The sequence below is a fragment of the Streptomyces sp. NPDC059957 genome (assembly GCF_042730015.1).
In the GTDB taxonomy this organism is placed as follows: Bacteria; Actinomycetota; Actinomycetes; order Streptomycetales; family Streptomycetaceae; genus Streptomyces.
In genome coordinates this window covers 1-14580 of sequence record NZ_JBHWMB010000100.1, presented here as the reverse complement: position 1 = coordinate 14580, position 14580 = coordinate 1, and the positions used below count along the sequence as shown (strand labels likewise).

The following is a 14580-nucleotide window of genomic DNA, read 5'->3' as shown; positions in this document are numbered from 1 at the left end:
CCGGCACGCAGGGCGTTGAAGACGTGTTCGTCCAGTCCGTAGTTGGTCAGGATGACCACGTGTACTCCGGCGAGCGCAGGGTCGGCTGTGATGCGCCGGGTCGTCTCGATGCCGTCGAGGACCGGCATCTGGATGTCGATGAGCGCGATGTCGGGCAGGTGGACCCTGGCGAGTTCCAGGCCCTCCTGGCCGTTGGCGGCCTCGGCCACGACCTCAATGTCGTCTTCGAGGTCGAGGAAGGCGCGGAATCCGCTGCGGATGAGCGGCTGGTCGTCGACGAGCAGGACACGGATCATGATGCTCGTTCCACGGGGAGTTCGGCCTGCACGGTGAATCCGCCTTCGCCTCGCGGCGCTGCCCGGAGCCGGCCGCCGAGGGCGGTGACGCGTTCGCGCATCCCCAGGAGCCCGATGCCGGGTTCCTGCGCACTGTCCGGTGTGGCTTTGCCGTCGTCGTCGATGCGGATCGCGAGGGTGTCCGGCCGGTAGTCGATATGGACCGATGCCGTGCCGGCGTCGGCGTGACGGGCGATGTTGGTCAGCGATTCCTGAACGACCCGGTAGGCGGTCCTGCCCACTGCGGTGGGTACGTCGTGCCGCCGGCCCTCGATCGTCAGCGTCGCGTCCAGGCCGCTCCTGCCGGCCCGCTCGACGAGTTCGGGGATGGCATCGAGACCGTGCGGCGGGGTGGTGTCGTCGTCCCGCAGGGCCTCCAGGGTGGCGCGGAGCTCCCGGGACGCCTCCCGGCCGGCTTCCCGGATCGCCAGGAGGGCCGCCGGGACCTCTTCGCCGCGCTTGTGGGCCACGTGGACGGCGGCTTCGGACTGCACCTTGATGACCGAGATCTGGTGGGTGAGCGAATCGTGCAGCTCCCGCGCGATGTGCAGCCGTTCCTCGTCGGCGCGGCGCCGCGCGGTCTCCTCCCGGGTGCGCTCGGCTTCGTCGGCCCGCTGCTCGGCCTGGCGGAGGGCTTCGCCGGCGGCGCCGGCGGCGATGAGCCAGGCGATCTGGAGGGCGCCCCGGGCCTGCGCGAACGCCTCGCCGGTGTCGTGCAAGCCCGAGGCGAGGGCCGCGAGGGGGAGAGCGGCGAGCACGGCCACGCTCACCGTCACCGTGACGATGCGGTGTCCCGCCCGCATGGCCGCGTACACCGCGAAGAGGAACGCGACGGCGGCCACGTCGAAGCCGGCCGCCTGGTAGCCCACCGCGCAGAGCCCGGTGACGGCGAGGACGGCGACCGGAGCCCGGCGGCCGAAGGCCAGGGACAGGCCGCCGACGGCCAACAGCGCGTAGCCGAGCAGGCCGAGGCCCGTGCCGGAGTGCTGCCCCTGCCCCGGCCCCGCCCCGGACAGACCGGTGACCAGCAGCGCCGCCGCCACGCCTACGGCGATCAGCAAGTCCCTGACACCCGCCCGCACGCGGAACCGTCCTCTGCTCATGCGCGCACCGTAGCCCGTGGCCGCGGCGGGCGGATCCACCTCGAGGACGAGCGGTCGACTACCACGCGTGCGGTAGTTCGGCAGCACCTGCCGCGTCCGTGGCAGCGCGAAGTGTCTGCGCCTGCTGGACGACCGGCCGGGGGCCCGGCCGACATGCTCGGACCACATCCATTCGCGGTAAGAGAAGGAGCACCCTGATGTCCGCTCGCAACCTGTTCGCCGCCTCCGCGACCGCCCTGCTCACCGGGCTCGCCCTAGCCACACCAGCAGTGGCTCACACCCCGGTCCAGCCGGTCGCCGCCGCCGTCACCGACTTCAGCCTCGGAAGGCTCGGAGCCACCACCGGCGGGCTGCTGGGACTGGCCGCCGTGGTCATCGCCGTGCTCGCGCTGACCCGATCCGCCCGGCGTCCCGGCACTGCCACCGGGCCGCTCGGGGCCCTGACTGCCATGGCCGCGGGGGTGATCGGCATCGCCCTGGGCGCTCTGGTCGCGGCCACCGCCGACGGCGGACTCGGCACCGGAAACGGGCTCGGCGGCGCCTACGTGGCCCTGCTGCTCGGGCTGGCCGGCACCGCCCTGGGATGGCGGGCTCTGGCACGCTCCCGGCGGATCCGTTGAACCAACAGGGGATCGGTCGGCCTGGCCGGGCACCATCACTGTCCACAACCGGCCGTGGCAGCAGTCGGCACGAACCTGAGGGGGAGTCACACCGGGCACCGGCGGTGCGGCCCCGGCCCAGCCGCCTTCGTCGGTCCAGCGTGGCGAACCGGCCTTCCCCCAAGACGGACCGACCATGAAGTTACCGAGGGGTAGTCTCGGGTGGAGCCGGAGCGCCAGCATCTGGCCCTGTGAAGGGGGAACCATGCCTCGTACGCTGACGGTGTCCGACAGCATCGTCGTCCGTGCCCGTCCCGCGGAGATCTACCGGCGCGTGTCCGATCCCGCACGGATGGGGGAGTGGAGCCCGGAGAACCTCGGTGCCACCGTGCGCGACGGCACCCGCGAGCCGAGCGTCGGGATGGTCTTCGACGGACGCAACAAACGCGGTGCCTTCCGCTGGACGACCCGGTGCACCGTGACGGCGCTCGAGCAGGACAGGCTGTTCCGGTTCCGGGTGCACGCCATCGGTGTCACCCGCCCGCGGCTGCGGGGTCCCATCGCCACCTGGGAGTACCGCTTCGAGGAAGTACCGGAGGGGACCCTGGTGACCGAGACGTGGACCGACGACCGCCGGTCGTGGCCGGACTTCGTGGCGAACGCCTTCGACCGGGTCGCCACGGGCGGAAGCGTCTTCGCCGACTTCCAGCGCCGGAACATCGGCACGACCCTGCGCAACCTCAAGAAGGCTCTGGAAACCGGCTGAACCGCCGGCGACCGTGACCCGGGTCCGGGAGCCGCGCGGAAGGGGCCGGCGGCTTGGGAAGGCGCGGAGCCGGGCTTCGTAGGCGGAGTTCATGCCGCTGTCATACTCGCCTCTTGCCACCCCTCGTCCGCTCGCTGATGATCTGCGCATGCCAGCAGACCTCCGTGCCCAGCGCGCGCCGGCTCCGCCACTGCCGCGCCGCGTGCGGATCGGGTACGGCCTCGGCTCCCTGTGCACCGGCACGTTCGCCACGGTGCCGGGGCTGATCCTGCTCTACTACATGACCAACATCCTGGCGGTCCCGGCGGCCGTCGCCGGGGCGGCGGTCTTCCTGCCCAAGGCGTGGGACGTCCTGATCAACCCGCTCGTCGGCGTGCTGTCCGACCGCAGCCGGCTGCGCGGCGGCCCCCGCCGGCCCTTCCTGCTCGCCGGTGCCTGCACCCTCCCCCCACTGTTCGTCCTGCTGTTCGCGGCGCCTCCGCTGCGCGGTGCGGCCGCCGCCGGTTACGTGGCCGTGGTCTTCCTGCTGGCCGCCACCGCGTACGCCGTCTTCCAGGTGCCGTACGTGACGATGCCCGCCGAGATGACCGAGGACCCCGCCGAGCGCGGCCGGATCCTCGGCTGGCGCGTGGGCTTCCTGGGCGTCGCGATTCTGCTGTCCGGAGCGCTCGCCCCGGCCCTCGCGCAGGCCGACGGGGGCAGTCCGGCGAGCTACCGGCTGATGGGGGCCGCCGTCGCCGTGCTGCTGGCCCTCGGCATGTTCGGCGCCTGGTTCACCACCCGGTGGGCGCCGCGGGCCGTCCACAACGAGTCCGAGCCGTCACTGCGCGCCCAGTTGGCGACCGCCCGGTCCCACCGGCCGTTCCTCCACCTGGCCGGCATGTGGACGCTCCAGGCCCTCGCCGTCGGCGTGATGCTCGCCGGCGTGCAGTACTTCGCCACGTACACCCTCGGGTCGCCCACCGCCGTCACCCCGCTCTTCGCCTGTCTGATCGGCCCCCTCGTCCTGTTCATGCCGCTGTGGAGCGGGCTGTCCCGGCGGTGGGGCGTGAAGAACGCCCAGTGGGCCGCCTCGCTGCTGTTCCTCGCCGGCGCCCTGCTGCTCGCCCTCACCCCGACGGCCGGGGCCGGTCTCGGCTACGCGGCGGTCGCGGTCGTCGGAGTGGCGTACGCCGGACTGCAGTTGCTCCCGCTGACCATGCTGGCGGACACCCTCGCCGCGGACGCGGCCCGCACCGGCAAGCGCCGTGCCGCGACGTTCACCGGGCTGTGGACGGCCGCCGAAACCCTGGCCTTCGCGCTCGGCGCGGGCGTCTTCGCCCTCGTCCTCACGGTGACCGGGTTCCGCTCTTCCGACGCGGACCACCAGGTGGCACAGCCCGAGGCGGCCCTCACCGGCATCACGGCGGGCATGAGCGTGCTCCCCGCCGTCCTCGCCGCCGCCAGCCTGTGGCTGCTGCACCGTTACCGCGAGGACCCCGCCGGAGCCACCGCACACGACCCCCCACCCGTACCCGTACCGCCCGAACCGTCCCGGCAGGAAGAGAACCACACCCGTGTCGACTGAACCCACCCGCGCCCTGCCGGGCGGCCGTACCCCGGACGACGTGCTCGCCGAACTGCGCTCCCTGCGGGAGGGCGATGCGCCTACCCGGGGCGGCCGGACCTTCGCCTACGTCTACGACGCCGGCCTCGACGGCCTCGACGAGCTGGCCGCCGCCGCGTACACCGCGTACGCCACCGTCAACGGGCTCGACCCGACCGTCTTCCCGAGCGTGGCCCGGCTGGAGAACGACCTGGTGGGCGCCGTCGCGGCGGTCCTCGGCGCGCCCGGCGCCCAGGGCACCTTCACCAGCGGCGGGACGGAGAGCATCCTGCTCGCCGTGAAGACCGCACGGGATCACGCGCGGGCCGTGCGGGGGGTCACCGCGCCGCAGCTCGTGCTCCCGTCCACCGCGCACGCCGCCTTCCACAAGGCCGCCCACTACCTGGGCCTGGAGACCGTCGTCGTCCCCGTCGATCCGGTCACCTTCCGCGCCGACGCGGACGCCATGGCCGCCGCCCTCACGGACCGCACGGCACTGGTGGTCGCCTCGACGCCCTCGTACGCCCACGGGGTGATCGACCCGGTGCCCGAGATCGCCGCGGCCGCCGCCCGGCGCGGCGTGCTCTGCCACGTCGACGCCTGCATCGGCGGCTGGCTCCTGCCCCACCTGAGGCGGGCCGGACGCGAGGTCCCGCCGTTCGACCTGTCCGTGCCCGGGGTCACCTCGCTCTCCGTGGACCTGCACAAGTACGGGTACGCGGACAAGGGCGCCTCCGTCGTCCTGTACCGGGACGCCGAGCTGCGCCGGTACCAGTACTTCGCCCACGCGGGCTGGCCCGGCTACCCGGTGGTCAACCCGACGGTCCAGGGCACGAAGTCCGGCGGCCTGCTGGCCCAGGCCTGGGCGGTGCTCCAGTACGTCGGTGAGGACGGCTACACCGCGCTGGCCGCCCGGGTGGCCGAGGCGTCGGACCGGCTGCTCGCAGGGCTGCGCGGGATCGACGGCCTGCGCGTCCTGGGCGAACCGGCAGCCGGGCTGGTGGCGTTCACGGCCGGAGCCCCCCGGGGCGACGCCGTCGAGGGCGGCGGTGCGCGGGACGGCGGACCGGAGGACGAGGCGGCGCCCGACCTCAGCCTCCTGCTGCACCTCGCCGATGAAATGCGGGAGCGCGGCTGGTACTTGCAGCCCCAGCTCTCCTTCGACGGCCTGCCGCCCAACCTGCACCTCACTCTGACCCCGGCCACCGGCGGCCAGGTGGACGCCCTGGTCACGGACCTTGCGGCCGCCCTCGCCGCGGCCCGCACGCTTCCGCCGGTGACCGTGGACCCGGGTCTCGTCGAGCTGGCCACCGGACTCGACCCGGAGACCCTCGGGCCCGACGAGATCGCCGGCGTCCTGGCCTTCGCGGGCCTCGGCGGCGACGGGAAGCTGCCCGCCCGGACGGCTCCCGTCCTCATGCTGCTGGACGCACTGCCGGGGCCGCTGAAGGAACGCCTCCTGGCGGAGTTCGTGGGATCGGTCTTCCGCGTCTGATCGACGGTTGCCCCGCGGCTGGGGCCCCTCACCGCAGCCTCACCGATTCGGGTGGTTCTCCGTACCGGCCGATTGTTCATGGCACCCCCTCCCACCGGCTGGTATGCCCGTCGGGCAGGTCCGGGACGTCAATCCGCGCGTTTGCTCCCGTTGTTGCCGAATGCGAGAAAAGGGCGGCGTAGGCGAGATTGCCTGAGGCAACGAGGGGAGCAGTACGTGGGCGGTATGACTCTGGTGACGGACGAGCAGGCCGCCCCGCGGCCGGCTCCGGTCCGCTTCGAGAAGAGGAGCCGTCCCGAGCCGGGAGGCCGGGACGCGGCGAGCGGGCCGCCGCACTGCGCCGACTCGGGTCCGGCACCCGAGGAGTTCAGCCCGCGCCGGGTCCGGCTGGTGTTCTTCGGGCTGATGCTGGCGCTGCTGCTCGCCGCGCTGGAACAGATGATCGTCGCCACGGCGCTGCCGAAGATCGTCGGGGAACTCCAGGGCCTGGACCGGATGTCGTGGGCCATCACGGCCTATCTGCTCACCTCCACCATCGGACTGCCGCTCTACGGCAAGCTCGGCGACCTCTTCGGCCGCAAGAGCGTCTTCCAGTTCGCCATCGTGGTCTTCATCATCGGGTCCGCGCTGGCCGGCTGGTCGCGCACCATGAACGAGCTCATCGCTTTCCGCGCGGTCCAGGGCATCGGCGCCGGCGGGCTCATGATCGGTGTGCAGGCGATCATCGCGGACATCGTGCCGCCCCGGCAGCGCGGCCGCTTCATGGGACTGATCGGCGCGGCCTTCGGCCTCGCGTCCGTCGCCGGACCGCTGCTCGGCGGGTTCTTCACCGACCACGCGTCGTGGCGCTGGTGCTTCTACATCAACGTCCCGTTCGGGCTGATCACCATGGCCGTCATCGCCGTCGTGCTGAAGCTCCCCAAGCCCGCGGTCCGGCCCCGGCTCGACGTGATCGGCGCCGTACTCCTTGCCGCGGCCTCGACCTGCCTGGTGCTGCTGACCAGTTGGGGCGGCACCGAGTACGCGTGGGATTCACGGATGATCCTGGGGCTCGCCGTCGGCGCCGCCGGAACGTCCCTGCTCTTCGTGATCGCCGAGCACCACGCGGCCGAGCCGATCATTCCGCTGCGGCTGTTCCGCGACCCGGTCTTCACGGTCACCGGTCTGGTCGGGGCCGTCGTCGGCATCGCGCTGTTCGGCGCCGCCAGTTATCTGCCGACCTACCTTCAGATGGTCGAGGGCGCCACCGCCACCGAGTCCGGGCTGCTCATGCTGCCGATGATGGGCGGGGTCGTCGTCGCCTCCATCGTCTCCGGCCAGTTGATCAGCAGGACCGGCCGATACAAGATCTACCCGGTCCTCGGCGGGGCGCTGTCCACCCTCGGCATGTGGCTGCTGTCCCGGTTGGAGACCGGCACGACCCAGCTCGCGTACAGCGTGTGGATGGCCGTCCTCGGCGTCGGCATCGGGCTCGTGCTGCCGGTGCTGGTCCTCGCCGTGCAGAACTCGGTGCGGCCCACCGACCTAGGCACCGCCACCAGCGCCAACAACTACTTCCGGCAGATGGGCGGCAGCATCGGCGCCGCCGTCTTCGGCACGGTCTTCGCCGGCAGGCTGACCGACGCCCTCGCCGCCCGGCTGCCCGCCGGCACCGGGCTCCCGGACCCTTCGGGCATCACCCCGCAGCTGGTGCACTCCCTGCCCCCGACCGTCAGGGACGCGTACATCGCGGCCTACGCAGAGGCGATGCCGCGGATCTTCCTCTACCTCGTGCCGGTGCTCGTCCTCGGCCTGCTCATCGCCTGCTTCCTCAAGGAGAAACCGCTGGTGTCCCACAACGCCCCCGCAGCCGATTCGCCGCTCGCCGAGGCCCTCGCGCAGCCGCTCCCCGGCGAGGTCCCCGCCGCACGGACCTCTACCGACGCCTCCCAACCGGGCGGACTGCCGGTCTGCGGAACCGTCCAGCACCCCGACGGCAGCGCGGTCCCCAGCGCCGCCCTGACGCTGATCGACGTGAGCGGCCATCAAGTCGGCCGGGGCGCCAGCGGAGCCGACGGACGCTATGCGCTGAGCGTGCGCGGCCCCGGTTCGTACGTCCTGATCGCGGCGGCCGGCGGCCATCAGCCGCAGGCCGTCAGCGTGACCGTGGGCGAGGGGCCGGTCGAGCTCGACCTGGTACTCGGCGGCGCCGGCCGGCTGGCCGGCGCGGTCGTCACGGCCGACGGCGCCCCGGTCCGCGACGCGGCCGTCACCCTCACCGACGTCCGGGGCGAGGTGGTCGCCTCCACCCGGACCGGCCCGGAGGGCACGTACGCCATCTCGGAGCTGGTGGCGGGGGAGTACACCCTGGCCGCGAGCGCCCCGTCGTTCAGGCCGGCCGCACTGCCGGTGAGCGTGCAGGCCTCCCGCGAGACCCGCCAGGACGTGGAACTCGCGGGCGGCGCGGTCCTGCGCGGCACGGTGCGCGCCGGCGCGGGGAGGCCGGTCGAGGATGCCAGAGTCACCCTGCTCGACGCGGCCGGCAACGTGGTGGACACCCTGACCACCGGTCCGGACGGGACCTTCCGGTTCGTCGACCTGCCGTCGGGCGAGTACACGGTCATCGGGGCGGGTTATCCGCCGGTGGCGACGGTCCTGCAGGTCACGGGCGGCGGCCGCACCGAGCGGGACGTACGGCTCGGGCACGCGGACTGACGACCAGCCACGAAACGGGCCGGGCCGCTCATTCGGGGCAGCCCGGGCAGCCCCGATGGGCCTGTTCGCCCAGGCCGGCGGCACGGACCAGCCGCAGGTCTGGCGCGCGGCCTTCGTCGTCCTCGCGGTGATCGGCTGCGCGTCCACCCTGCGGCTGCTGTCCCGAGCGCGTGGCGACCGCTTCCTGACCGGGCAGCAGGCCGCCGCCACCCTGCTCTACGCCCTGATCGCCGTGGTCGGCGCATTCCCCGAACTCGCCGACCCGGCAGGGCTGCGCCCCATCCAGGCCGAGGCGCTGCTGCTGATCGGCCTGAGCTCAGGCATCGTCGAAGGCCACGTCAACAGGGACAAGACGCTCAAGAGGGCAACGTACGGCCGGGCATCCTTTGGGCTGTTGCGGACACGTATCCGCACTCAGCCGTATTGCAGGCGGAGCAATCGGTGTGGGGGCGCGATGTCGGGGCCGGTGCAGCACGGGTACGAATCTGGCGCGCTCGCAGGCAGAGATGGGATTCCGACATCATCCGCGGCCTTGGGATGCCCGTCCCTCGGGCAGCTCAGCACCGGGCCTGCCCTCGTCCTCGGAGGTGGTGCCGGGAGCCTCAAGCTGCGTGGGCACCGCGGGCCCCGAGTCATTGCCGGGCGTCTGATCGTCCGCGAGCTTCCACGCGCCGTCCGCAGCACGCTCGAACGTCAGCGTGTGAGGGAGGACGTACGAGGTGTGCGTGATCTCGTCGCCCTCCTGGACGTCGGGGAAGTACAGGCGGGTTTCCTCCTCGACCGTCAGCATCGCGGTGTCGCCTCGGACCGTGCTCCTGCCCGGAATGACGGTCACTTCGGCGTGGCTGAACCCGCTCCGGCGCTCTTCCAGCGCCCGAGCGTTGTCCTGGAGAGCGGCGATCTCGCCTCCGAGTTTGTCGGCCGCCTGCGCGGTCAGCGCAAGAGGTGCCGCGGCGCGCAGGTCCTGGGATCGCGCGAGGGTGACGGCGTCGGCACGGCGCTGGAGGTAGGAGTCGGCGATCTGCACCAGGTGCGCCTTCTCTGAGGCCGGCAACTCGGTTGCCGCCGCCTGCGAGGAGGGCGGGGTCATGCCCAGCGAGAGCGAGGCCAGCGTCAGTGTGACGGCTCTGGCGGCGCGTGCGGAAACGCTGGTTCTACGCAAAAGTTCCCCCCCGGGATGCACCGACTGATCCATCAGAGTAGTACGGCCAATCCTGCCTCGGCGGTGAACCACTTCGATCATCTGTCCGGTAACCGTCCGGGTGTGGCTGGTTGCGCGTGCCCAGTTCAAAGGATCGATGTCAGCCGGAACCGACACCGCGCCACTGGAAGCCCGGCCACGCGGATCGGTGGGCGGGACCGCGGTGGAGGTCAGGGCCGCCCCTGCCACATGGTCGGGGGCTCGTCACGGCAGTCCTGCTGCAGAATCGGGTCGTTCTCGCGGTCGCCCGCGCGCGACGCGACGCACTTGCCGCTGTTGACGTTGACCAGCTGCCAGGACCGGTGGGCGCTTCGGTAGCGCAGCGTCCAGAGTTGGTCGGGGAAGAGGCCCTGCCGGTCGCCGCACAGGTAGTGGGTGATGGCGGCGTCATTGGTGGGCTTGGCCGCATCGACCGAGAGGCACAGTCCGCTGTACCGGTTACGGACCGAGTAGACGGAGCCGGCCGGTCCGGTCGTCTCCCGGGTGAGGTACCACTGCTGCTCATCGAACTCGTCGCAGCCGGCCTGGATGAGGCCCTGCGAGGGGGTGGTGCTCCCGAGGGGAACGGCAAGGCACAGGCGACTATCGACGTTCGCCAGCCGAAACAGTCCGTCCGGGACCTCGGGGACGTCCGGCACACCTGGTACGTCCGGCGGGTCCGATGGAGTCGGCGGGCTCGTGGTTTCCGTGGGGACGGGGCGAGGAGACGGGGCGGGGGAGGACTGAACCGGGGGGACGGTTACCGACCCGGCCGATGAGCTCGGGCTCGGGCTCGGGCTCGGGCTCGGGGTCGTGGTCGGGCTCGGGGTCGTGGTCGTGGGAGAGGTAGGGAGAGGTGTGGGGGTGGTGGCGGGCGCCGGGGATCGCACTGGGCCACCGGGGGCCGGCAGATATGGCTGGACGGGGCCGACCGAGGGCGGGGCCCCTGCGGTCGGCTGCCGGTGGACGACAACCATGGCCATCGCCGCGGACGCCGCGACGGCCATGACGGCGGCCGCGACCAACGCGGCCAACGATGAACGGGCAAGCCTGCCGCGCGGGGGTGTGGCCGCTCCCGCCGGCACCAGCGACACGGAAGAGCTGTCGTCGGGCGCGGGCGGCGACAGCGTGCGTGTGCCCACCGGAGCTGGGGACAGACGGTCGGTCCGTTCCAGCACGACACCCTCCAGGGGCGGGCCGGAAGGGGATTCATCCGCCCACTCCTGCCACAGACATGCCACTTCGGACTCGATGTGGACCAGCGCGTCGGCAGTCCGCGACAACGCCAGCGTCAAATCGGCGCCGGCCGTCGTGGGCAGCCCGGGTCCGGCAGGCAAGGCCGCCCGGTCCTGCGCCCGAGCCAGTCCCAGAACCTGCCGCGCGCCCCGGCGGAGAGACCACACCGTTCCGAGCTGACGGAACGCCCGGTCCACGAGGGCATCCGCCACAGCCCCGGATTCCGGTTCCGCATCCGGTCCGGTTGCCCCGGCCCCTCGTTCCGGCTCCGGTGCGCCCCGGGCACCCGCCTTGTCCTCGAGTAGCGTGCCGAACAGGGAGAGCAGGCTTCGTACGAGCCGTTCGGACGCGGCGAGATCGGCCTCGGCCCGCCTCAGTGCCTCGTCGAGCCTCGGCCCGGGGGCCGCCTCAGCCTCGGCGACCAGTGCCGCTTCGTGCAGCCGATGTGCCCTCTGGAGCATCGCGTGGCGTCCGCGGCCATCGCGTACCCGGTCCCGTACGACGGCGTTGAGCCGCCCCAGAGGAATGATCCGGGCGCCGCTGCGGTACTCGCTCCACATCGTCTTGCCGCCGCCGTAGAGCTGTGCCAGCTCGCGAACCGTCAGCCCGGCGGTCAGGTCCACGAGGAACCGCGCCAGGTCGTCGGCCGCAGGCGTAGCGCCCCTCATGGCCCCTTGTGGTCGGCCTGCTCTGGCCATGGTCGGTCCGTCCCCCAGGTTGTCCGCGGACAATCCCGGTTGTCCGCCACCTTCCCCCAGCCTGACCTGCGCGGTTCGGATACGGGCCGCACGGCCAACTCCGCGACCCGGCAGCGTCGGGCGGCGGCACGGCACCAGGGAACACCGGTTCGCCGGTGCCGTCCACCGCACGCCGTTCCGTTGACTCGAAACCAGCGGACAAGCGGCGCGAGTGCGACCTGCTCCACCACAACGGTGCCGCTGAGGGGATGGAACTGGTGTCGAGGGCTTTGGATTTGCGCGTTCTCGGTCGGCTCGACGGTCGGTTGGAGGGCCGGCGGATCCTACTGGGGGCGCCCCATCAGCAATTGGTGCTCGCGGTCCTCCTCCGGCACGCCGGGTGCACCGTCAGCATGGACCGGCTTGCTGACGCACTGTGGGGAGACACCCCGCCGGCCTCCGCCACCGCGAATCTCCACCTTCACATCCACCGCATCCGCAAGGCGATGGGGAAGGAACGTCTGCTGACCTCGGGACGGCGCGGATACTCGCTGGAGGTCGCGCCGCACGAGCTCGACGCGCGGCGGTTCGTCGCGCGCATGCCCGATGTCCGGCGCGCCCTGGAGCAGGGCGAACTGGCCAGGGCCTCACGGCTCAACCGTGAGGCCCTGGCCGAATGGCGGGGTCCAGCGTATGCGGATTTCGCCGACCACCGGGCCCTGCGGGACGCCGCGGCGTACCTCGAGGAACTGAGGCTGGAAGCCGAGGAGCAGCAGGTCGACATCGACCTGGCACTACGTGACCACAACCACCTCATCGGCAGGCTACGGCTACTGATCGCCGACCATCCCTACCGCGAACGCTTCCGCGAGCAGTTGGTCCTGGTGCTGTACCGCACAGGGCGGGCAGCGGAGGCCCTGGAACAGTGCCGTGAGACGAGGCGGGTCCTCGTTGAGGACCTCGGACTGGACCCGGGAGCACGGTTACGGGACCTGGAGAAGCGCATTCTCGAGGGGGACGAGGAACTGTTGTAGCCAGGACGGACGCAAGATCAGCCAACCCCGCCCGTCAGGGGAACACGATGGTGGACAGATTCGGATAGAGCTCTCCGGCGCTGGTGTGCACACACGCACGCAACTCCTCCTCTTCCTCCTCCGCTACGGCGCCCAGCAGATCCTGTGGGTTCCTCTCCCGGCCGGTCAGCTCGATTCCTTTCCCGGCAAGGCAGCTGCGGACAGCAGCCATCAGTTCCGGTGCCATGGAGGACGGATTGTCCTGCTTGTAGGCGGCCGTCACGGATTCCAGGTGAGCGGCACGGCATTTCTGAGAGGTCTCGCCGACCTTGTTCGCGGACAACTCGGGCGCGCTGTAGGTGAGCACCATCCTCTCGTGGTCGACGGGGTCCCAGCCGTCATTGAGGAGCTCGATCCCGTCCTGTTGCAGGCACTTGGCGAACCGGCCGACGGCGGCTTCGTACACCGCGTCCGTCACCTTGCCCGTTGGCCGGGCCCCGCCGCCGGCCGGTGTGGACCGACCGGTGCCCGTCTCCGACGAGCAACCGGCCAGCCCGCACAGCAGTGCCACCAGGATGAGGCTCCGGGTGATCCTCGGTCCCATGGATCAACCCGTCCTAGTGGGACTGGACCCAGGACTCGCCGGACTGTGTCTTGTGAAAGGCGTGGGCTATTCCCTCGGTGCCGGTGGAGAGGCTCACGCTGCCCGACGCGTGTTCCTCAGCGGACCATTTGCCGGTGGAGTACTGAACCAGGAGCCAGGCGTGTCCGGCGCAATCGCCCTTGTCCTTCACCGTCCACGCGTAGTTGTGGGCGGCCGAGAGACCCCCCGTGTAGACGCAACCACTGCGGCTCTTGTAGAAGTAGCCGCTATGCGCGGTGGCGGGCTGGATGGCCATCGAGAAGGCCGCGCCGGCCAAGGTGAGGACGGCGGTGGCGTTCCGGAGCCTGCGACCCACAGAATTCATGATGATGCCTTCCGATTGCTCGAAGGGTGGCCACCCGACAGCACGCGGGCGACTCAGTGAGCGCAGCCTCTCCAGTGTTCCTATACGCCCACTACATGCCGGGATATGGCCCGGGGGAGCAGTCGGCCGACAGCCTCGGAGCCGGCGCCGCACGGCGTGGTACGAGCTCAAGACCGGTGTTCGTCCCGGCGTCGCCCGGCGAGACCGTGATCCTGACAGGCTGCGATGTGTCAAGGGGGGTGGCTGCCCGACCGTTCGGGGGACAGGCGCAATGATCTTGGGTTGGGGTCCTGGCAAAGTCGTCGTCAAGCGACTGACCGGCTCACACGGGTCGGGCCACGACCAGGGGGAAATCTCATGTACCGCAAGCGCATCGCCGCCGCAGTCCTGCTCGCCACGACGACCATCGGAGCGTTCGTTCCCGTAGCGGCGGCCCGGCCACTCGACCCGGTACAGCGGCAGCTGAACCTCCTGGTGGACAGTGACGAGGTCCCGGGCGCCCTGGCGTACGACGGCAGGACGACCCGTACCGCCGGTGTCGCGGACCTGGAGTCGGGCCGGCCCATGGTCGATGAGCAAGGGCGGATTCGGTTGGCCAGCAACACCAAGGCGTTCACCGCGGCAGCGGTGATGCGCCTGGTGGCGGACGGTCGGATACGACTGGACGACCGCGCCGGCCGCTACGTCCCGCAACTCGCGGCCCACACCATCACCGTCCGACAGCTGCTCAAGCAGACCAGCGGGCTGCCGGAGTACACCGCGCTGGTCGACTGGACCCGCCCGGGCACCCCCGAGGACTACCTGGCCCTCGCACTGGGGGAGAAGCCGGTCTTCGCACCCGGCACCGGCTGGGGCTACTCCAACACCAACTACCTCGCGCTCGGCATGGTCATCGACAAGGCTTCGGGTGTCGGGTTCCGCACGTACAT

The 14580-nt window shown here is 71.6% G+C and carries 12 protein-coding genes and 1 pseudogene; 8 read left to right on the top strand and 5 right to left on the bottom strand.

Going from position 1 to position 14580, the window contains the following annotated elements:
• Both ACFWBW_RS37785 and ACFWBW_RS37780 read right to left on the bottom strand, forming a co-directional pair.
• Positions 1-260 (bottom strand): annotated as a pseudogene (locus tag ACFWBW_RS37785) (response regulator transcription factor); the annotation flags it as partial.
• Between the two features lie 32 nt (positions 261-292).
• Positions 293-1438: a sensor histidine kinase gene (locus tag ACFWBW_RS37780; protein ID WP_385383074.1), complete on the bottom strand. Its 1146-nt coding sequence runs from the start codon at positions 1436-1438 to the stop codon at positions 293-295.
• A 197-nt stretch (positions 1439-1635) separates the two neighbouring features.
• Between ACFWBW_RS37780 and ACFWBW_RS37775 the strand changes: the two genes are divergently transcribed.
• The 6 genes from ACFWBW_RS37775 to ACFWBW_RS37750 all read left to right on the top strand — a co-directional run bounded on the left by ACFWBW_RS37775 (position 1636) and on the right by ACFWBW_RS37750 (position 9622).
• The gene (locus tag ACFWBW_RS37775; protein ID WP_385383071.1) at positions 1636-2058 is read left to right on the top strand and encodes a DUF6223 family protein; all 423 of its coding nucleotides are present in this window, start codon (positions 1636-1638) and stop codon (positions 2056-2058) included.
• Positions 2059-2302: 244 nt separating this feature from the next.
• A complete protein-coding gene (locus tag ACFWBW_RS37770; protein ID WP_385383068.1) occupies positions 2303-2803 on the top strand; it encodes an SRPBCC family protein in 501 nt (166 codons plus the stop codon).
• A 148-nt stretch (positions 2804-2951) separates the two neighbouring features.
• Positions 2952-4370 carry an MFS transporter gene (locus tag ACFWBW_RS37765; RefSeq protein ID WP_385383065.1) on the top strand — a complete coding sequence of 473 codons (1419 nt, stop codon included), beginning with the start codon at positions 2952-2954 and terminating at the stop codon, positions 4368-4370.
• On the top strand, positions 4360-5883 hold the full coding sequence (locus ACFWBW_RS37760) for a pyridoxal phosphate-dependent decarboxylase family protein (RefSeq protein ID WP_385383062.1): 1524 nt from the start codon (positions 4360-4362) through the stop codon (positions 5881-5883). Before ACFWBW_RS37765 ends, ACFWBW_RS37760 begins: the two co-directional genes overlap by 11 nt.
• A gap of 216 nt (positions 5884-6099) precedes the next feature.
• Positions 6100-8577 carry an MFS transporter gene (locus ACFWBW_RS37755; protein ID WP_385383059.1) on the top strand — a complete coding sequence of 826 codons (2478 nt, stop codon included), beginning with the start codon at positions 6100-6102 and terminating at the stop codon, positions 8575-8577.
• A gap of 55 nt (positions 8578-8632) precedes the next feature.
• The gene (locus ACFWBW_RS37750) at positions 8633-9622 is read left to right on the top strand and encodes a hypothetical protein (protein WP_385383057.1); all 990 of its coding nucleotides are present in this window, start codon (positions 8633-8635) and stop codon (positions 9620-9622) included.
• Between the two features lie 326 nt (positions 9623-9948).
• Here ACFWBW_RS37750 and ACFWBW_RS37745 read toward each other — a convergent pair whose 3' ends face one another.
• Positions 9949-10416, bottom strand: coding sequence for an RICIN domain-containing protein (locus ACFWBW_RS37745; protein WP_385383054.1), 468 nt, complete (start codon positions 10414-10416; stop codon positions 9949-9951).
• A gap of 1523 nt (positions 10417-11939) precedes the next feature.
• Between ACFWBW_RS37745 and ACFWBW_RS37740 the strand changes: the two genes are divergently transcribed.
• Complete coding sequence (locus ACFWBW_RS37740; protein WP_385383051.1) at positions 11940-12704, top strand: BTAD domain-containing putative transcriptional regulator; 765 nt, start codon at positions 11940-11942, stop codon at positions 12702-12704.
• Between the two features lie 34 nt (positions 12705-12738).
• Here ACFWBW_RS37740 and ACFWBW_RS37735 read toward each other — a convergent pair whose 3' ends face one another.
• Together ACFWBW_RS37735 and ACFWBW_RS37730 are read right to left on the bottom strand one after the other, a co-directional pair.
• The gene (locus tag ACFWBW_RS37735; protein ID WP_385383048.1) at positions 12739-13254 is read right to left on the bottom strand and encodes a hypothetical protein; all 516 of its coding nucleotides are present in this window, start codon (positions 13252-13254) and stop codon (positions 12739-12741) included.
• A 46-nt stretch (positions 13255-13300) separates the two neighbouring features.
• Positions 13301-13651 carry a hypothetical protein gene (locus ACFWBW_RS37730; protein ID WP_385383045.1) on the bottom strand — a complete coding sequence of 117 codons (351 nt, stop codon included), beginning with the start codon at positions 13649-13651 and terminating at the stop codon, positions 13301-13303.
• Between the two features lie 357 nt (positions 13652-14008).
• Between ACFWBW_RS37730 and ACFWBW_RS37725 the strand changes: the two genes are divergently transcribed.
• Positions 14009-14580, top strand: a 572-nt coding sequence (locus ACFWBW_RS37725; protein ID WP_385383042.1) for a serine hydrolase domain-containing protein, incomplete at its 3' end; no start/stop codon positions are given.